The organism is Bacillus cereus group sp. Bce041 (assembly GCF_052646455.1).
On sequence record NZ_JBQXON010000027.1, the window covers coordinates 1 to 19,127 of the forward strand.

Sequence of the window (19,127 nt, forward strand, 5' to 3'; positions counted from 1 at the left end):
GACATATCATCATCAAACACATTTCTTCTGTATTTCACGACCAACACAAGGTGATAATATAACAAGAATACTGAATGGTTATTACTATCTAATTTCATTTATATACCAGCCCTTATAATTTATAAGACTGATTATATCAGAGGCAAAATAAAAAGGAAAACCTTTTGGCTACGCCAAACCGAAATTCATCTCCCACCTACCGTTGGGCTACGCCCTTCACACGCTTGAGGAAGGAGAATTCTTTCCGGAAATTCGTTAAATTATAGTATAGATATAAAAATAAAGAAACTGGAACTTTTGGAAATCGAAAGAAATTCAGACGTGTCTAAAATATAATAAAATTATATATATGCATAAATGCATTTAAATTCTTCCATGATAATGTTATAATAGAATTAACCAAGAAGTATCCAACAAATTATGATTAATCACTACACTTTCTTTCAGAATAAGTCAACATATAAAAAGACACTATGCATACTATAGTGTCTTTTTATATGTTCTAATATTAATTGAACGCCTCCCACCTACTCACTGGACTGTGCCCCTTCACACTCCTTGAGAAAGAAGTCTTCTTAGCTAAAATGATAAAAAACACAAACAATCTTATTATTTATTTCCGAAATATTATGTTAACAAAGAAGGTAAAGGGTTTGTTGTTTCCATTCCTAAAAATCCTAATTTTTAAATAAAAAAAGAAAAACACTCCCAAGAGTGCTTTTCTTTTTAATAAATATCATCTATACTGTTTTTACTAGGAGTTGATTTTAGAATATGACCTCCTAGGCTTAGGTAATACTTTTTATTTAATAAACCGCAAAATTGGCTGATTTTGTGGTTTATTTTTATGGGCGATAAAATTTAACATGGCCACCATCACGATCAAACCAACCTCTAAATGCCCAGTTAATCCATCCGCCATCACCTTTATTCGTGAATTCCCCATCCTCAAATACCCAAATTCCAAAAGTGATTCCATCATATACTGTTGTTCCGAAGAATTTAACACCGTGAAAACGATCCTCATAGTTTTGGTTTAAGTTAAAAACCATAACATTATAACGTTGACCTGCAGAATAAAATGTTGATTCCATTACACCTTTTACAAATCCTGAACGATTAGTTTGACTATTAATAGCATTCCTAATCAAATTAGCGATACCTAATACATCTATGCTTACATCTAAATTCGCACTAGCTTTCGCTGCATTTGGTAACTTAGACTCTACAAAATTAGTAGGTAATTCAGTAGATAAGTTAGTAGGAATATTAGTTTTAGCAGGAGAGACCTCAGCTGCACTTGCATCTGTTGGTGCGAAAGCTCCCAATCCTCCTAAACCAATAGTTCCAGCTAAAGCAAGGTTCACTAACTTTTTCATTTTTTTCATAAAAAAAACCTCCTTTAAATTTTTATAAGGTATTCACCCTTACACCTCAAAGTATATATTTCTTATACAGAAGAGGCAAACGATTTTATCGAAAAGTTTTTAGAGTTTAAACAGTCTAAAAATTAATAAATATGCAAACAAAACTATTATAAATGCATATAATGGATAAAATCTAAAAAATATATACATTTATAAGAATAAAAAACCATTAACTGAATTTTTTGTAAATAAATGAAAAAACTTTTGCTTTAGTGTCTTAGATTCTTGTGCAAGAAATACTTGTATTGTGTACAACGAGATAGAGCCACATCGCTATTAAGCTAAAATATTATAGTATCCACAGAAAAAATCAATTTTCCAGACAAATAAGAGTTATATAATATTGTAAATAAAAACATATCATCAACTCTAATAGAATAGAGCTTTTAATTTATTAATTAAAGAGAACTTTATTTTCGTACAGCTACGTACAACGATTCTTTCTAAAATAAAAATACATCACTATTTAATAGTGATGTATTTTTATTTTAGATATTAGAATAGGAATACGGGCGAATTACTAAGGAAAAGGTTACTTCATAATATTTCCATAATAGAGCGTTTAAATCCTAACTTCTCAATTTTACTTACACTTTCTTATCTACCAACGAAATATTAAATACAATTATCAATCCATTTCCCTTTTAGGCTCTACCAACATGATGTGAGATTCCTTTTCATTGAAAGGTTTATGCTCAACGCCTCTCGGGACAATAAACATCTCGCCCTTAGAAATTTTCACCTGTCCATCACGAAAATCGATGAACATCTCCCCTTCAAGCACAATAAATAGCTTATCCGTATTAGGATGCTCATGCCATATAAAATCTCCATTAGCTTTAAAAAGCTGAATTTGATCATCATTCATTTCACCAATCACTCGTGGATAACAATAATCGTTAATTTTAGATAACTCCTCATTTTTAACTTCCACTATATTACAGTAATCTAAGTAAAAAAGGCGTCATTACGCTTAAAAAGAAAATGCTCATGCCAGAACTTTTTATTCAGATAGTACAAAGGATTGATTTCAATGAAAGTTCTTTCAATCCAATGTTCCTTTAACTCTCCATAAGTATAGAACAGTGATTTTCAAATAAGAATGGATCCCTGTTGACATTAGTATGGATTATTGATGAACTTCTCGCGATATTTAGTAGGCGAAATGCCAACTCGCTTCTTGAAAACTCTACTAAAATAAAAAGGGTCTGCGATTCCAACAGCCTGCGCAATTTGTTGCACAGGCACACCACTTGTACATAACATTTTTTGAGCCATCTTTATACGATAGTTCAATAAATATTCTGCTGGCCCCATACCTGCATGCTTTCTAAACACGTAAGAAAGACGATTTCGATTAACATTATTTTGTTCTGTAAGCGTATGTATTTCAATATCTTTATAATAGTATTCATGAACGTAACTAGATATTCGTTCGAATAAAGTATGTGACTCATAGTTATTCTCTCTATTGATAACACTTAATAAAGCTTCATTCAACGCTTCGCGAAACAGCATTTCGGTCTGAAACATCGAAATGCCTCCACGCGCTGATTATACACATCCCAAAGACGCATAAGTAATTCTACAAGACGAGGCGATTGTCCTGTTAATAATTCAAAATGCTGATGAGTAAAGCCAGAGTCTTCTCGTTCTGAATTGCTTATCCGATATAAAACAAGAATATATTCCCAGTTTATTTCACCAAGCATTTTATGGGCTAATGTCATTTTTGCACCCCCATGTATAACTTTTCCAGGCGAAAGGGTATACGGCGTACCATTAAATTGAAATTGCGTCTTTCCTGTAAGAGGAAATACAAATCCTGGGAAATAATCTGTAGACTCAGCACAAGGCACACCTGGATTTTTAGCATAACGATATACTCCTTCTACTCGGAAAGGATTATTGGCAAGCTACTATGCTAACTCATTCACGTCCAACTTCACAATGTACGCCTCATTTCAATAATAGTTTTCTTGTAATTCGCGAGATTAATTGGTGTACATTCTGGGCAACGCTAAACTAAAAATAGTACATACGACTTAACAAGATTTAGTTACTACCTATAAATATATTGTTGTTCATTTATTTAGTCTACTGTTAAGTAGCTTCATTAAAAGTCAGAAATTTAACCTTTATATATTCTACAAAAACTTATCTAATCCTTTTTTATTTCAAATTTATATTTATAGCTCCGATATAAGAGTTAGATATTAAAATTGAAACCAGCTCCTAAAAATTCAACGTATAGTAGTTAAAAATTCATTGTGTTTGCAGCTAGTTTTAAAAAGTACCCACTTGATTGTTGTCTGTATGTATGTGAAAAAGTATCCACTTTAGTGTCTCCGTTTAAAGAAGTATCTATTTTCTTATCCCGATATGAGGACAAGAAAATGGATACTAAATAAACTTTCACCGTAGATAATTCAACATATTACACTATAAAATAAGTTCCTACTTTCATGTCTTTTTACACCTATTCTTTGTACAAAGATAGGAAACTCTAAACTTTCATTTTTTAGACTTGGTTGGGACAAGAAAGTCTAAACTAAAATATTGTAGTTGTTTCATATTTTCTTCCAAATGAATTTGTATATATACTGGTTTCAATTGAGGGTGTTATGTTTTAAATATGACTGTTTCGAACCCTTTTCTATATATTTTAATTGGTAACTTAAGACGGGATAAATAATCGCCCTGCTTGTCTTGAATAGACTTAAAGTCTTGTAGACGAAAATCTCCTAAGTCACGGATATACAGCTCATTCTTTCATTTTTGGGTGAATTTGTATACCTTAATTTGATGGGCATGGACATTGCCCCTTTTTTAACTAATCTAGGGGACAAGCTGATACTACAGAATAAAAAGAACATATTATAAAAATATAAAGGAGGGGATAAAGATGAGTTATTGGAAACATGAGTGTGGTCATCATAAAAATGAAAGATATGATTGTGATGATTATAAAAAAGATAAATATAAATATGAAGAAAAAGACTATGACTACTACTACAAAAAATACTACGTGAAAAAATGCTATTGTCGTTTTGAACCTTATTACCCTCATCACAAAAAAAATTGTAAAAATAAATATGACAATTACTAAATCTATATAATTATCTAAGTTCTCAATTCTTTAGTTTTAAAAAAAGATTTCTATTTTTTAGAGATCTTTTTTTATTTTAAACGTAAAATTTTTGATGCTTAAATGGTGCCATATTTCTTAATTGCAGAGTTTTTTGGTGATGTTCAATCAAAATAAACGTATAAAATTTAGGAAATAACAGAAGTGCCTCTAATAAGCAAAACCACAGCGATTGCTGTGGTTTTGCTTTTAACGACCAAGACTATGTTGTAAATGTTCATAGCATTATATATTTTATACTTCTATTTTAAGAATGTTTTAACCTGACAGAATGAAGGTTTAGCTTGTTTCCCCCTTAAGTTGATGGGCGTGCGGCTGTACCCCTTTTTGAGAAATTTGTTCCTTAATTTCAATGAGATCTTTTGTAGAACGTGATAATCGAGTTAAATCCGTTACAACCACTGTATCTTCTGAACGAAGAAATTCCAGCATACTATTTAATTCCGACCGGTTTCGTTTTGTATCGGTTATTTTTCGAAGAAAATGCGGCCGCATCCAAATTCTTCAAGCTGTTTCTTTTGTCAATCTAAATTTTGATCAAATGTAGAAACACGCATATAACCAAACTTCATGTTTATCATCTTCTTTACAAAACATTGTACCAAAAACCTTTGAACAAGGATATTGCTACAAATAATAATGTTACGTATTTTTGTTACACTCAATACGCAAGTTAATTAGATTAAAAGTTTATTAACTATGACTGTAACAAAAATGAGCGTTTTTGTTACAACTACTCTATATTTGATTATAAAAAATGCAAAATATCTATCTTGTTTATATATAATTTAGATTATGAATAGAATAATGCCTTAGTATAAGAAACTTCGTTTTCTAGTCCGTGAAAAATGGAATCATTTGTTTTCTATTTTTACTTAGTTAGGTCTCTTTTTATAAATACCTCCTCACAAGTATTCAAATATTAGATTGAAGTATGAATATGTAACATCAATGCTGGAAATAACATTAAATATACTCTTTGTGGATTAATTAAAATATATTTTAATATATTTTAATATCTTCTATAACTTACTTTCGGAGTTCTTATAATTTAATGTTTTATTAAATTAACTTTTATGTTAAAAAACTTTGATGATTGGAGGTTTTAAAATATGAAATATATATATATAACTACTGAACTTATAAGTGGTTTTTTTCTTCTTTTTATAATAGTTAAATTTGTTGGAAGGAAAATTATTAATCAAATTACCCCGTTTACATTTATCTCTGCTATAGTTTTAGGTGAATTATTAGGAAATGCAATTTATGACCAAAAAATTAGTATTTTTACTATTGTCTACTCTATGACTTTATGGGGACTTTTACTTTTTATCGTAGAGTATCTTGGACAAAAATTTCTGTTTTTTAGAGGAGCGTTTGAAGGAAAACCATCAGCACTTATAAAAAATGGCATAGTTGACAGAGAAGAGTTAAAGAAAAATAAAATGAATATTAGTCAATTACAAAGTTTGCTATGGCAGAGTGAAACATTTTCTATTCGAGAAGTTGCATTTTGTTATTTGGAAGTCAATGGATCCATTAGCATCTTAAAAAAGACACAATACAAAAAAACTACTCGGGAGGATTTTAATATGCCTGATCAACCGGTTTATGTACCCGTAACTCTTATACGGGATGGTAAGGTCTTATGGGATGAATTAAAGGATTTAAATTTTTCTGAATCTTGGTTGGAAACTCAACTTATTTCTCAAAAAATCTCTAATTATGAAGATGTTTTTTTAGCAGAATGGTTAGAAGGAGATGGGCTTTTTATACAAAAAAATAATTAATTGCTATTTATCTTTTCACATGATTGGGTTATTTAGTAACAAGTTTATTAAATACGCTATGCTTCCTCTTTATTTCCAAAACATAGCATATTCATTAAAGTTGTATTTTTCATCCTTTAAGTAAGGTACGTTAGAACCATTTTTATTTAAGTTCTTTATGACTATGATTATTTTTATTTTTATTTTTGTTTTTTACTTCTTGAAATATATTATTATTTTCTCCCTGTTCATTATGTACATCGTATAGAGACTGATTATATGATTGCATGATTTTGTGAAAATCTCTCACCGTTAAAGGTTTTGCCTCATCCTCCAATTCATAACCTAATTGACCATTAGGTTCAAGAGTCGCTGTTTTTACATCTGCAATTTTAGAAATCCCTTGATTACGTAAACGCATTTCTAACTGATCGACTGTTAAACGTAATTTAGTTAAATTTTCAATATTAAGTCTACCGTTTTCAATGACTACTTTAGATTTACCAGTGATAAATTTTTCAAAGGTATTAGACTTTAATTGAAAATACTCTAAAAGTATAACCGTAACCACAAATATAAAAGCACTAGCAATAGCCTTTATAGTACTTTTTTCTACGATGGGTTGAACAATAATCGTACCAATGGAAATCATGACAACAGTTTGTGCTAAAGTCATTTGAGATATGGATTTTCTTCCAGCAATTCTTAATAACAGAATTCCAGCAAGAATTAAAATTAATGATTGCCAAATAAAATTCACACGATCACCCTTCTATACGCTACATTTTTATTTCTTAGGTTCTACTTTAATTTTTAATATATACCTAATAAATTAGAGAAAATATATTCAAATAAGTTAGCTTTATTTAGTTATAAAAATAATATTGTTGTTCTCAATCAACTACGTTTTATGCTTTCCATCAATGATGAAAAGCAATAATTTATGTAATTTATTAATTTAACTTACATATTAATATGTAAAGAACAATGATACATGCTAATTACATCCCAATAGTCTTTGAACATTGTATTAATTCATTGAAACAATGAAAGGAAGATGCGGATGAATGCTAAACTTTCGGAATACGGAAAGTATCTAAAAAACATGGGTTCAATTCTTATTAAATTATCTGACGAAATAGTTTTTCTTTCTAATTCTTCTGGAGAAGATACACATCAAAAACTTGTAGCATACACTAAGAATTTTGATGAGAACTTAAAAGGGCTAAAAACAACAATACCTCCAAATATCATATTAGAAGAACATTCGATTCTAATACATGGATTAAATGAAATGTCGAACGCTTTCCAGCACATGATAAACAGTATTGATTATACAGAAAATAATTTTAATATAGATGAGTATAATGTTAGTCTTTCTATAATAAACAAAAATAAAAATTCATTATTAAATACGGTAGAACAAATATTAAATAAAATTATTCATAGTTTATTTTAAATTGTCATAACTATTATATTTTTTAACAGAAGAGTTCTGTACCTGTTCTATGTTTTTAACCTTTTAAGTAAACCTTATAATATAAGTCTTATTTAAAAGGAGAAAGATTCATGGCTAATATGAATACCTTATGTGAACAATTTGGACAAATCTTAGGTGGGAAACATACAGTTGAAGATGGAGTTTGTTCAGTAAAAATAAAAAGGAATAATTTATATACCTCAATTATGGGAAGGAATGCGGCCCCCAATCACGTCATTGGGGCTATGTTTTCATTTGAAAGCTTAGCTGAACAGGGAAATGCTTTAAATTTAGGAGAAACTGCTTTAAGGCAAGAAGAAGTATACCCTTTTATATTTCTTTTACAACAACAAGGAATAATTATTGATTCTCTCCATAACCATTGGCTTTTTATGAATCCATTACTTATGTTTGTACATTTTAGTTCAATTGAGAACCCTCTGTCATTTGCAAAAAAGTATCTTATACTTTTCAACAAGTTATAAAATGAAGAAAAATTTTTTGATTGATAAGCATTTTTTGCTCTCTTAGTATGCTTTCTTTACTCATTCAATTTAGGCGAGATCTCCTTGTGTATTTTGAAAATATTTCAATTTAAAATAACCTATAATTGTTTGCACGTATGATGGAGAATAATTCATAATTATGGGGAGAACACCCTGTTCAGCTGCTCTTTTTTTATACCAATTTAGTAAAACCATTATTACTTATAAATACTAATTTAACAATCAAAATCTTTCTATAGATTGTATACAGTTTCATAAGGAATTGTTGAAAAATATATCCCTTCCCCTGAAATCACTATAGAGTTGTAATAACCTCCAGATATATAGTATGGTTGCATATCCAGATAAATAGGCGGCTGCATACTTTCATACATTTGTTGTTGCATTTGCAATGCTTGATGAACAGCTTGAACTGTACTGTGTGCAGCACTATGTGTTATAGCATGAACCCCAACTGCACCATGAGAATGTACTCTAATTTGCTTACTTATATTCGAATAAAGCATAATCATTCAGCCCGCTTTCATATGAATCTCTACAAAACATATTATGAAGAAAAAATTTATATTGTTAAATAAGAATTAAATTTACTAATTCGCTATCAAGTAAGGGTTTTATTTTAGAATTAATAAAATATACGTTTCTAGGTTTTTTAAATTAAAACAAGAACATTTATTCCATCCAAAGTAAACTTGGCAAATATGGAATTTGCTGATGAAATTACACCTAACACACAAAAGAAACAAATTAATTCAAACTAATAACTGTCACTATTAAAACACAACACCCCCATAAAAAAGCAGATAGCCGGTTCCTTATATTACAGGAAATCGGCTAATCTCTTTTAATACGTACAATTCTCTTTTTTGCATATGGTGACTCCAATTAGTTTTTCAACATCTCCACTTGTTAATTTTTTATTTATCTTCTTTTAACTCATATCTTCATTGTCCATTAGGTATATTAATTGCTTTTCTATCTTTTATTCCCTAAAATCCCCTGTTTCCATGATTTCATTTCTAATTAATCTACTGTTAATTATAATTTTTAAATTTAGAAAAAAATCTCATCCCGTTATCCTTTTTGAAAATATTAATTTTAAATCCCTTTTAGATCTCAGATAATACTTTATGATTTATGAACTTCTTTAGGCACCTTAGAATGAGTACAAACAAACTGCTCAATCATTTGATTTAAATCTGTAGCCGCTTTTGTTGGTATTTGATGTTTTGCACCCTTAATAAATCTTAATTCATTACATGGTAATTCTTCATGCAGTAAATTTGCATGACTATAAAAAGTTTTGTCATTTTGTCCATAAACTAATAACATAGGGAGATGAATGTCTTTAAGGCGATTTGTACAATTATATTGCAAACTATAACGATAATATTGTTCGATATTTTTTGCATTACCTTTCCGAGCTTCTCGAAACATTCTTTTAAATAATTTTTTTGTATTAGAATTCCCCCATGAAATGGCAAATGCTAAAAATGAAATTGCTCTTGCTTTCGCTAATTGGACTCCAAGAGAAATCTTATTTTTTAAATACCCTCCACGAACTTCTGACATTCCACCTATAAGAATTCCTCCTAAACTATTTTCGGGATATGTTAATAAAAATTCCAAGGCAACTGAGCTTCCTGTTGAATACCCACATACAAAAGACTTTTTTATATTCAAATAATCCAGTAAACTCTTCATATCTTTAGCAATTAGTGAATATGTAATTGGCTGACTTGAACTCTGACTGTTCCCATGCCCTCTAACATCAAAACCGATTACTTTAAAATTTCTAGATAATTCTTTTATCTGATATTCAAAATTTTCACAGGTAAGTGTAGGCGGGTGAATAAAAATGATAGGAGTCCCTTCTCCTTTTACTATGTAGTAAAGACTACATCCCTCTACATCTAACTTTGGCATATATTGAATCACCTCAACAATTTATAATCTTTTAATAATACCTACTGATTTCATAAGTATTTTACCCTTAATAATTTGTATAAAAAGAAAGAAATATACTCTCTTCCTATTTTTTTAAAGCATTCAATATCCATTTCTCTATTTTAAAATTTAAAATATTCAGAAAATTTATTTTAGATTAACGAAACATTTTAGACAGATATATCCTTGGTTCATTAGTAATTTTGAGAATAAAGCTTTTAATACTTTTTATTCCAGCATAGCTCTCCTCAAGTCGCTTATACTATAACTGTAACTTAAAGTCACAAATTATTAATTGGTGCGCGTGGGCTTCCTTTTTACCACACGTAGGTAATTGGACTTTGCCACATAAAATGAAGCTTATGAAACGTTCTATACCTCTAAAAAATATTAGATAACGGAATATTACGGTATTAAGTAATTACTATTGAAAAGGTGAATGCTATGAAAAGATTTCTAACTTTGTATGCCTTAGTTTTAATTTTAGCGGGATGTTCAGAAAAAACACCCTCGCTTAAAAAGAATGAATTACAAGTTAAACAAGAAGATAACAAATTGATTCAAAATACCACACATTCTATGCCCAAAAGTAAATCTTTGCAATCAGCCCCCACTCCAGCCACTAAAAAAATAATTTTAGATGTGCCGCTTATATCACAAAAGCCAGAATTAAAATATGGATGCGAAGTTACAAGCTTAGCGATGGTATTACAGCATGCAGGCATTAAAGTTAATAAAATGGATTTAGCTAACGAGATAAAAAAAGATCCTACGCCACTGTCTACAAATAAAAGTGGAGACATCATTCAATGGGGAGATCCTAAAGAAGGTTTTGTCGGAGATATAACTGGAAAAAATAAGGGGTACGCTGTCCACGTTCAACCGTTACAAGAATTGATGGAACGTTATCTACCAAATCGCACAGTAAACTTAACAGGAAAAACCTTTAATACTGTGTTAACTCAAATTAAGCTCGGTAAACCTGTAGTAGTATGGACTACAGGAGATTATCGCCTTCCAGATAGATGGGAGTCTTGGAAACATGATGACAAAAAAATTACAGCGCCTTTGGATTTACATGCTGTTGTTATTGTAGGTTTGGAGGACAAATACATTTATATCAATGACCCATTAACTGTGAAAAAAGCACACAAAGTAAACCAAGAGATTTTCATTCAATCGTGGGAAGCATTAGGGAGACAAGCATTATCCTATCGCTAATGTAATTTCATTAAATATTTAATGCTACCATTAGGTACACCCTGTCTATACAAAAAATAAAAGAATGATTTAATGTAAGTAGATTAGAAACTTGAATTTTATTTAAAATCAATTAGAGATAAAATTTTCACTTTTGTCATTTTAGACGTATTTCTAACAATGAATTTTACAAAAAATACGAAATATTAAACTCTTAAAAACCCATTGATATCATACATATATGCTGATTTCAATGGGTTTTTAATTGGATATGTATTGACGTATTTAACAAATTATAAAAAGATGTAAACTTACTTTTTACATATGAACTATCATGTATATAGGTATACCTGTTTAAACGGTTAAGAAAAATACATTTCTTATTAATTAGTGAAATACTCGAAAATAAGGTAAATTATACTATTTGTTTGGTACCAGATGTAATTTGGTATAATTGTATTTAAACAAATTATTGCTAATAGGTAGAGGAAGGAATATAGAGAGTGAAAATAAGATTTCAGGCCAAAAAATTCGTAATATCACTTCTAACGGTAGCTCTAGTAGTCATTACTTATTTTGTGAGTCAATCAATTGCATCACCTGCAAGAGGGGTAACAAACCAAGAGAACTCAATTCAGTTTGTAAGCGAGCAGCATAACGTAGAGATAAACAAACCAGTACCTAACCAATTTAACGGTCAAATACGTAAAATTGCATATCTTACATTTGATGATGGACCAGGAAAATATACAGCTGAGCTTTTGGATATACTAAAACAACAGGATGTAAAAGCAACTTTTTTCTTAACTGGTAAGAATGTAAAGGCATATCCTGATTTAGTAAAACGAGAAAAAACAGAAGGTCATTATGTGGGTATGCATAGCATGACTCATGATTTCAAAAAATTATATACAAATGGTGACTATGTTAATGAAATGACAACAAATCAAAATTTAATAGCGAACATTATTAGAGAAAAACCACAATTAACCCGACCTCCTTATGGTTCTATGCCTGGATTAAATGAAGAACTTCGTAATAAGGTAGTAGATGGTAGATTTAAAGTATGGGATTGGACAATTGACTCCCTAGATTGGAAGTATAATAACGTACCTATAGAGTCGGCTTCCATAAATATTGCTCAAAATGTACTTACTAATGCAAAGAAGTCCCAAGAAGTTATATTAATGCATGATATTCACCCTCAAGCAGTTGCAGCCGTACCAGCCATCATAAAAGGGTTAAAGGAAAAAGGGTATGAATTTGAGGCATATCATGAAAGCAATCACTTCCCTTTAAATTTCTGGCAGGATCCACGTATTTGAGCTTTAAGGAGATGTATAAAGTCACACCTCTATTTATAAAAAAAGATTTAACCCCTTGTAGAACAACAAGGGGCTATTCAATGTTTTTGCTTATCCTTTAGTTTAAAGCAACACTAGCTATTTATTATTAAACTATATATTTAATAAAGTACTTCCATAAAATTCTTTTTTATGCTATATAATATTTCTAAAGCGCTTAGAAAGGGAGAGGTTTATATAAAAATCATACAAGATTTTACAGAACCCTATTTTAAAACTGTTGGAGAACAAAGTAAGGCATATCGAGTAATTGGTTGCAAAGATGGTAAAGAAAAGCATTTCCCTATTACATTTAAAACATTAAAAAGGGCACGTATATTTAATTACAGGTATGCTTGTGAAAATCCTGAGTGGCAGAATAGAAATGGTGACATAAGTGAGTATAACGTTAAGATGGGGAGACCTGAATATAAAAATATTTGGCACGGTAATGTTATAGAGAATGTATATAAAAAGTATACTGATTTTGATAGTTGGGAAATCAATCATTAAAGCAGTAACCAATCGTTCAAATAATCTACAAATAAAATATAAAGAATAATAAGTAAATAAGTTATAAAAAGGAGATTCAATAGCATGAACATTGCATTTTTTCTTACACCCAAAAGTGAATTGGTTTATATAAATATAAATTCAACAATGCGCCAGGCTTTAGAAAAGTTGGAATACCACCGATATACAGCTGTCCCCTTGGTCAATAATGAGGGAGAATATGCAGGTACACTTACAGAAGGAGATTTATTATGGAAACTCAAAAATACTTCATCATTAAGTTTTAATAACACTCAACAAGTTGTTCTGAGTGAAGTTTCTTTACACCGTACAAATGAACCAGTTTCCATCAATGCGGAAATTGAAGACCTTTTATCAAGAGCTATGGAACAAAATTTTGTTCCTGTTATAGATGACGATGGGATTTTTATAGGTATTGTTAAAAGAAGAGATATTATTCAATATTGCGCACAAGGCTTATTATTTAAGAACGATTCTGTATAAACATATGAACTTTAAATTATATCAAATCTTCAATTTAAAATTCACATAAAAAGAATGTACCTTGGCTTAACTAATCGTGCGAGTATAGTATTTTAAACTATCGAAAAATATAAGAATATCATTGTTCTATACGAAACAAAAATACCCCTGACTTTATACATAAGTCAGGGGTTAATAAAAATATTAATATTTTATAGAGATAATCTTACTCTTCATCACTATCTCCAAAGAAACCACCTAGAAATGATTCTTCCTCATTCAATCCTAATTCTTCGGTTGCTTCTTCTACCATTTCATCTGCACCTAATCCATCCATTAGTTCATTCAATAACATGCCACCTAATATGCCGACAGCTAGACCACCAATCATACCCGCAATTGGACTACCTCCGTTACTACCCTGATGAGTATGATCATAGTTTTGTTGTGTTTGATATGAGAATGGTTGTGCATAAGCATGCGGATCATTTACCATTTCATTTATATAATCTTTTAAAATATTAGCTATTTGTCTACTTTCTTTCAATACATCTTGTTCAATGAAAAACTCACGTCTTGCTTCCATTTCCCCATGTCTGGTTCTGCAATCTACTTCCATCCAAATGCGAATCCCTGACTCTTCATAAGCAAAACGAACCTCTATTTCATCAACTTCGTTTACAAATAATTCTCTTGGGAAAAAGGAAAACTCTTGGCCCCATGTATCTAATTTACCCGATGTAGATTTTTCTTGGAACCCTAATCGATTCAATGCATAAAAAACATTTTGTACTTCTTCCGGTGCTTCAATAACAAGACGATCAAAGTCTTTTCGATCTACGCCACCTTCAATGTCTAAGTGCGTATCGAAATAGTAAGAAACGCCCCCTCTAGATACAGGAAGATCTCTTGGGATATCATAAGAAAATGAGATTACCTTGGACTCCTCTGGAAGAATGTTATAGGATCCGTTCAATGGAATAGTTGCTACCTTACGTGTAACAGATCCTTGTTTTGTGACAACACTCATCATGAAGTCCGCTGTAAGGTTATTCATTTTTTGTTCAACTTGACCGCCTTCAATCCAAGCTTCTCCATGCAGTGTTTCTCCAGCAGAATAAGATGGGTTTTTAAAACGCAAATCTACTGTTGCTGCACCTTTACCGAATTTAGCCAAAATCTTTTTAAACATTTTGTCTCTCCCTTTTTTCTTATAATGTATTTATTTTATTCATTAGAGAATCCAAACGGTAACTACTCTGTTACCGTTTACTTACTTTCATCTTCTTGTTCATGCTCTTTAGCTTTTTGAATTTCTATTCGTTTTATATGATGTGAGTCTTTCGAAATAATTTTAAATTCATATCCTTCGGATTCAACAGACTGTCCTTCTTGCATATGATAATTCTGCATCATGACCCAACCACCAATGGTGTCTACATCTTTATCGTCTAAATGTAAATCTAGTAAGTCATTTAATTCGCTTATTAATACTTTTCCATCTACAATCTTATGAGTTTCACTCACATGTTGGATCGGAGCATGTTCATCTTCATCATACTCATCTCTAATTTCCCCAACAATTTCTTCAAGAATATCCTCAATTGTAACAATACCTGCAGTTCCACCATATTCATCATATAATACAGCTAATGGAATACGTTTCTTCTGCATTTCTAACATTAAATCATGAATTGGAATTGTCTCAATTACTTGAATAACTGGACGTGTGTACGGACGAATTGTATCAAATGATTCTGTACTCTTGTTTATATAACGAATAAAGAAGTCTTTTACATTCACCATACCGATAATCTCGTCTTTATCTTCTCCAAATACAGGATAACGCGTATATTTTTCACTTTGTATTGTATTAATATGTTCCTCTAGAGAATTATCTACGTGTAAACCAATAATTTCTGTACGGGGTACCATAATTTCTTTTGCAATACGATTATCAAATTCAAAAATATTATTTACATATTTATACTCTGCTTGGTTAATTTCACCACGCTCATAACTTTCTGAAAGGATGAGGCGCAACTCTTCTTCTGAGTGTGCAACTTCATGTTCAGATACTGGTTTTAAACCAAATAATTGAGTTAACATTCTTGCTGATCCATTCAATAATCGAATGAATGGATACATAATTTTATAGAACCAAATAAGTGGGGTAGAGAGTAATAATGTCACTTTTTCAGCTTTTTGAATCGCGAATGTTTTGGGTGCCAATTCACCTACTACAACATGTAGATAAGTCATTAAAGTAAATGCAATTGCTAGAGATAAAATGCCTGCGAGAGAAGAATTAATATCCCATCTTTCAAATAAAGGATGTAACAATCTCTCAATCGTTGGTTCACCTAACCAACCTAATCCCATCGCCGTCACTGTAATCCCTAATTGACACGCTGACAAGTATTCATCTAAATTTGATGTTACTTTTTTAGCTGCTAAGGCACCCTTTTTACCTTCTAATACAAATTGATCAACTTTCGAACTTCTAATTTTTACAATCGCAAATTCGGCTGCTACGAAAAAGCCTGTAAAACCAATTAGAACTGCTACCAACACTAGATTCAATATTTCCAACTAATACCTTTAGTTTCTTAGAAACTAAAGGATCCACCTCCTATAAAAAAACATTCTTATTTATATACTTTTAGTTTTCTTCATTTCCTTGGAAGAAAATCATTACATATTTTACTAATTCCAGAACTGAAATTAATGTAGCGGCTACATATGTTAAGGCAGCGGCTCCTAGTACTTTATTCACACCTTTAGTATCTTGATCAGAAATCATTCCTTCTGCAAGCATTAATTGTTTTGCACGAGCACTCGCATTAAATTCTACTGGCAACGTAATTAATTGAAATGCTACCGCTGCGGAGAAGAAAATAATACCTATCCCTATTAATGAGAAGGCCTGAAACAAGAAGCCACCCAGTAATAAAAATGGTGCAATACCGGATGCAATATTTGCAACAGGAAACATTTTATGCCGAAGGCTTAAGAAACCATACGATTGATCATGTTGAATGGCATGCCCTACTTCATGTGCCGCAGCTGATACAGAGGCAATAGAGTTCCCATAGTTATACATCCTCTGATAGTCGTACCACCCGAACTGTGGGATCATAATGATCTGAAAGTCTTCCTGGGACAACTTCAATTGGTACATGATACAGTCCATTATTATCTAAAATTTTTCGTGCTACCTCAGCACCACTGAGTCCTGAAGAAGCATTTACTTCAGACCACTTATTAAAATTTCCTTTTACTTTAAATTGTGCCCATATGGATAAGCCAAATGCAATTAAAATCAGAAAATCCATCGGGTGAAAGAACATCGATTCATTTCTCCTTTAACTTAAAAATAAAACAAGCGTTTGAATCAGTGTCGTTACTTGACCGGATAGTCCCTTCATATAAAGTTTCTTTTGCTCTTCTGTCAGATTATCCAGTAAAGGCTTCAAATGCATTAGTTCATGTTCTAATTGTTGAAGATGTCCCGACACATCATTCACTTGTCCTGCAAGTTTATGGTTTAATACTGTTTGATTTTGTTGATTATCTAATACTTTTCTAATCTCACTAAGTTTCATATTTAATTGTTTGCATTTTTCAATGAATTTCAAACGATCCACTGCCGATTCATCGTAGTAACGATAATTTTTATTGGAACGTTTTGCTTCTAATAAGCCTAAATTCGTATAATAATCAATGGTTCTTTTCGAAACCTGAGCCAGCTCTGCCACCTCTCCGATTCGATATCGGTTCCCAATGATCCGTCACCCCTTCACTTAAATTAGCTAAATAATAGCATACAGAAAACCGTACAGTCAAACGTTATAGTTTTTATTTTTCGAAAAATTTACTTCTGTTCAAAAAGTTGACACATCCTCTCTTTTTACACTTAAAATAAAAACGAGGTAGTACCCACTACCTCGTTTGAGATTAAACTTCTATATTTAATTACTTAGTGTACCAAACGATGTAATATGCTGTGAATAAGTCTTGTCTTCATTACATATATTATTTATCGTTTAATGAAAAGAAAATCCGGAATTTTATAGAACTTAGAAGAGATATTAATGTTAAGAGATTAAAGGTAAGTATTATTAAATTTATAGAAGCTCAATAATAAATAAAAACTTGCATTTTAAATGTATTAAAGAAAAGGAATCTGCGGCGTATTAATAATCACCCACGTATTCTTTTTTTCTCAACCCAATACTTAATAATTTCACTTATTTTTCCTGAATAAAGAGAGTTCATTAATACCACTATATCTTTCTCCATAATATAAAGCACCTAAATGGATGCTTTATCACTCTTTCACATATACTAATGTCTAAAAGGAGTATGTTATGGAACCTCTAAAATATCTACTGATTATTTTCGTTTTAATTATATTTATATCGATTTGGCTCCATTCATAACTACATTTAGTGATGTTAGTGCAACAAATACATTTGGTGGAGATTTAGCCGATTAGAATCAAGTTCGAACGGCATAAATTTATATAAATATTCATAGTGCATATAATTCTTGTTTATTATGGATAACTATTGAAATGCTTATTTGGGGAATAACTTGATTTTCTTTTTGAGTATTTTTCTTCCATTCAGATTCTGGATTTTCCTTACATTACCAGAATAATGTGTCTTAAATATATTATACTGCTCTTGAGACATCTCTATTGATGTTTCAAATACATACCATTCTACATTTTCAATACATCCACTTGTGGTTAATGAACCTAGATAGTGATAGTATACGGTCTCATGTGGTAGTAATTCTTTAATATCAATATCTATTGTAGTTGTTACTACGTTTTTTTTATTTAAATTATTCAGTATTGTTTGGATCGCAGAGTTTTCACGTCCAATTTTGAAAAAAACACTTAACACAGCTATTCTGCCTACTTGACTTGTGTGTACTAAATGAAGCTCCATTTTATAACAATGACCTTCTATAACATGTTCACTTTCATGTTGCTCTTCCTCTTTGTTCCCTACATGAAAATGAAATTCTTTTAATTGAAAATTTCTTCCGTTAATAATAGCAAAACCACTTTCATCATTATGAACTTTAATTGTATCCCCTTCGTCTTCTATGGAGATGAATGTACGATCATAATTAAGTATTATTTCACCTCGATCTTGCATTTCTACAGCACAATCAGGTTGAATTTTAATAGGTGATTGAAAATCCCCGTAATCAATTGTAGAACAATCATCCGATTTTAATGGTTTAGATTTCATAACTAACACTTTTCCCTTCATTTGTGTCTTCTTTTATAAAATGG

At 30.8% G+C, this 19,127-nt stretch carries 18 protein-coding genes and 4 pseudogenes; 8 read left to right on the forward strand and 14 right to left on the reverse strand.

Features of this window, described 5'->3' with window-relative positions:
* The 5 genes and pseudogenes from ACUN13_RS30650 to ACUN13_RS30670 all read right to left on the reverse strand — a co-directional run.
* Positions 1-98: transposase (locus ACUN13_RS30650; protein WP_170925762.1), on the reverse strand; the 98-nt coding region annotated here is incomplete at its 3' end.
* Positions 99-845: 747 nt separating this feature from the next.
* Entirely contained in the window at positions 846-1,388 is a 543-nt protein-coding gene (locus ACUN13_RS30655) for a stress protein (RefSeq protein ID WP_409532407.1), read from the reverse strand.
* Between the two features lie 667 nt (positions 1,389-2,055).
* Entirely contained in the window at positions 2,056-2,295 is a 240-nt protein-coding gene (locus tag ACUN13_RS30660) for a cupin domain-containing protein (protein ID WP_324656914.1), read from the reverse strand.
* Positions 2,296-2,546: 251 nt separating this feature from the next.
* Positions 2,547-3,286, reverse strand: a pseudogene (locus tag ACUN13_RS30665) (helix-turn-helix transcriptional regulator).
* 661 nt (positions 3,287-3,947) lie between these two features.
* A pseudogene (locus ACUN13_RS30670) lies at positions 3,948-4,199 on the reverse strand (IS4 family transposase); the annotation flags it as partial.
* A 133-nt stretch (positions 4,200-4,332) separates the two neighbouring features.
* On the opposite strand from ACUN13_RS30670, the gene ACUN13_RS30675 reads away from it, so the two are divergent.
* Positions 4,333-4,536 carry a hypothetical protein gene (locus tag ACUN13_RS30675; RefSeq protein WP_098852686.1) on the forward strand — a complete coding sequence of 68 codons (204 nt, stop codon included), beginning with the start codon at positions 4,333-4,335 and terminating at the stop codon, positions 4,534-4,536.
* Between the two features lie 333 nt (positions 4,537-4,869).
* Here the strand turns inward: ACUN13_RS30675 and ACUN13_RS30680 are convergent.
* Positions 4,870-5,147, reverse strand: a pseudogene (locus ACUN13_RS30680) (recombinase family protein); the annotation flags it as partial.
* Between the two features lie 540 nt (positions 5,148-5,687).
* Between ACUN13_RS30680 and ACUN13_RS30685 the strand changes: the two are divergent.
* A complete protein-coding gene (locus ACUN13_RS30685; RefSeq protein ID WP_324656913.1) occupies positions 5,688-6,365 on the forward strand; it encodes a DUF421 domain-containing protein in 678 nt (225 codons plus the stop codon).
* Positions 6,366-6,507: 142 nt separating this feature from the next.
* Here ACUN13_RS30685 and ACUN13_RS30690 read toward each other — a convergent pair whose 3' ends face one another.
* On the reverse strand, positions 6,508-7,104 hold the full coding sequence (locus tag ACUN13_RS30690) for a DUF421 domain-containing protein (protein WP_324656912.1): 597 nt from the start codon (positions 7,102-7,104) through the stop codon (positions 6,508-6,510).
* Between the two features lie 303 nt (positions 7,105-7,407).
* On the opposite strand from ACUN13_RS30690, the gene ACUN13_RS30695 reads away from it, so the two are divergent.
* Together ACUN13_RS30695 and ACUN13_RS30700 are read left to right on the forward strand one after the other, a co-directional pair.
* Complete coding sequence (locus ACUN13_RS30695; protein ID WP_409532408.1) at positions 7,408-7,803, forward strand: hypothetical protein; 396 nt, start codon at positions 7,408-7,410, stop codon at positions 7,801-7,803.
* A gap of 110 nt (positions 7,804-7,913) precedes the next feature.
* The gene (locus ACUN13_RS30700; RefSeq protein WP_409532409.1) at positions 7,914-8,309 is read left to right on the forward strand and encodes a DUF1259 domain-containing protein; all 396 of its coding nucleotides are present in this window, start codon (positions 7,914-7,916) and stop codon (positions 8,307-8,309) included.
* A gap of 254 nt (positions 8,310-8,563) precedes the next feature.
* Here the strand turns inward: ACUN13_RS30700 and ACUN13_RS30705 are convergent, their stop codons facing one another.
* Together ACUN13_RS30705 and ACUN13_RS30710 are read right to left on the reverse strand one after the other, a co-directional pair.
* The gene (locus tag ACUN13_RS30705; RefSeq protein ID WP_409532410.1) at positions 8,564-8,836 is read right to left on the reverse strand and encodes a DUF3947 family protein; all 273 of its coding nucleotides are present in this window, start codon (positions 8,834-8,836) and stop codon (positions 8,564-8,566) included.
* 622 nt (positions 8,837-9,458) lie between these two features.
* Entirely contained in the window at positions 9,459-10,256 is a 798-nt protein-coding gene (locus tag ACUN13_RS30710) for an alpha/beta fold hydrolase (RefSeq protein ID WP_324656909.1), read from the reverse strand.
* 465 nt (positions 10,257-10,721) lie between these two features.
* Here ACUN13_RS30710 and ACUN13_RS30715 point away from each other — a divergent pair, with 465 nt between their 5' ends.
* From ACUN13_RS30715 to ACUN13_RS30730, 4 genes are all read left to right on the forward strand, one after another.
* Positions 10,722-11,498 carry a C39 family peptidase gene (locus ACUN13_RS30715; RefSeq protein ID WP_098853039.1) on the forward strand — a complete coding sequence of 259 codons (777 nt, stop codon included), beginning with the start codon at positions 10,722-10,724 and terminating at the stop codon, positions 11,496-11,498.
* 482 nt (positions 11,499-11,980) lie between these two features.
* Entirely contained in the window at positions 11,981-12,802 is an 822-nt protein-coding gene (locus ACUN13_RS30720) for a peptidoglycan-N-acetylglucosamine deacetylase (RefSeq protein WP_438906448.1), read from the forward strand.
* A gap of 171 nt (positions 12,803-12,973) precedes the next feature.
* Positions 12,974-13,333 (forward strand): hypothetical protein, encoded by a 360-nt coding sequence (locus tag ACUN13_RS30725; RefSeq protein ID WP_000966630.1) that lies wholly within the window; start codon positions 12,974-12,976, stop codon positions 13,331-13,333.
* An 84-nt stretch (positions 13,334-13,417) separates the two neighbouring features.
* Positions 13,418-13,837, forward strand: coding sequence for a CBS domain-containing protein (locus tag ACUN13_RS30730; RefSeq protein ID WP_324656906.1), 420 nt, complete (start codon positions 13,418-13,420; stop codon positions 13,835-13,837).
* Positions 13,838-14,042: 205 nt separating this feature from the next.
* On the opposite strand, the gene ACUN13_RS30735 is transcribed toward ACUN13_RS30730, so the two are convergent.
* The 5 genes and pseudogenes from ACUN13_RS30735 to ACUN13_RS30755 form a co-directional block, all read right to left on the reverse strand.
* A complete protein-coding gene (locus ACUN13_RS30735) occupies positions 14,043-15,008 on the reverse strand; it encodes a sporulation protein (RefSeq protein WP_324656905.1) in 966 nt (321 codons plus the stop codon).
* A gap of 77 nt (positions 15,009-15,085) precedes the next feature.
* Positions 15,086-16,408 (reverse strand): hemolysin family protein, encoded by a 1,323-nt coding sequence (locus ACUN13_RS30740; protein WP_098281856.1) that lies wholly within the window; start codon positions 16,406-16,408, stop codon positions 15,086-15,088.
* 70 nt (positions 16,409-16,478) lie between these two features.
* Positions 16,479-17,166 (reverse strand): annotated as a pseudogene (locus tag ACUN13_RS30745) (zinc metallopeptidase).
* A 15-nt stretch (positions 17,167-17,181) separates the two neighbouring features.
* The gene (locus ACUN13_RS30750; RefSeq protein WP_098281857.1) at positions 17,182-17,601 is read right to left on the reverse strand and encodes a MerR family transcriptional regulator; all 420 of its coding nucleotides are present in this window, start codon (positions 17,599-17,601) and stop codon (positions 17,182-17,184) included.
* 795 nt (positions 17,602-18,396) lie between these two features.
* Positions 18,397-19,083, reverse strand: a complete 687-nt coding sequence (locus tag ACUN13_RS30755; protein ID WP_400154776.1) for a carbonic anhydrase family protein — start codon at positions 19,081-19,083, stop codon at positions 18,397-18,399.
* Positions 19,084-19,127 lie beyond the last annotated feature (44 nt).

Bases quoted from the DNA above. Each gene is read 5' to 3' on its own strand.
- ACUN13_RS30655 (WP_409532407.1), bottom strand. From the start codon at position 1,388: ATGAAAAAAATGAAAAAGTTAGTGAACCTTGCTTTAGCTGGAACTATT.
- ACUN13_RS30660 (WP_324656914.1), bottom strand. From the start codon at position 2,295: ATGAATGATGATCAAATTCAGCTTTTTAAAGCTAATGGAGATTTTATA.
- ACUN13_RS30675 (WP_098852686.1), top strand. From the start codon at position 4,333: ATGAGTTATTGGAAACATGAGTGTGGTCATCATAAAAATGAAAGATAT.
- ACUN13_RS30685 (WP_324656913.1), top strand. From the start codon at position 5,688: ATGAAATATATATATATAACTACTGAACTTATAAGTGGTTTTTTTCTT.
- ACUN13_RS30695 (WP_409532408.1), top strand. From the start codon at position 7,408: ATGAATGCTAAACTTTCGGAATACGGAAAGTATCTAAAAAACATGGGT.
- ACUN13_RS30700 (WP_409532409.1), top strand. From the start codon at position 7,914: ATGGCTAATATGAATACCTTATGTGAACAATTTGGACAAATCTTAGGT.
- ACUN13_RS30705 (WP_409532410.1), bottom strand. From the start codon at position 8,836: ATGCTTTATTCGAATATAAGTAAGCAAATTAGAGTACATTCTCATGGT.
- ACUN13_RS30710 (WP_324656909.1), bottom strand. From the start codon at position 10,256: ATGCCAAAGTTAGATGTAGAGGGATGTAGTCTTTACTACATAGTAAAA.
- ACUN13_RS30715 (WP_098853039.1), top strand. From the start codon at position 10,722: ATGAAAAGATTTCTAACTTTGTATGCCTTAGTTTTAATTTTAGCGGGA.
- ACUN13_RS30725 (WP_000966630.1), top strand. From the start codon at position 12,974: ATGCTATATAATATTTCTAAAGCGCTTAGAAAGGGAGAGGTTTATATA.
- ACUN13_RS30730 (WP_324656906.1), top strand. From the start codon at position 13,418: ATGAACATTGCATTTTTTCTTACACCCAAAAGTGAATTGGTTTATATA.
- ACUN13_RS30735 (WP_324656905.1), bottom strand. From the start codon at position 15,008: ATGTTTAAAAAGATTTTGGCTAAATTCGGTAAAGGTGCAGCAACAGTA.
- ACUN13_RS30755 (WP_400154776.1), bottom strand. From the start codon at position 19,083: ATGAAATCTAAACCATTAAAATCGGATGATTGTTCTACAATTGATTAC.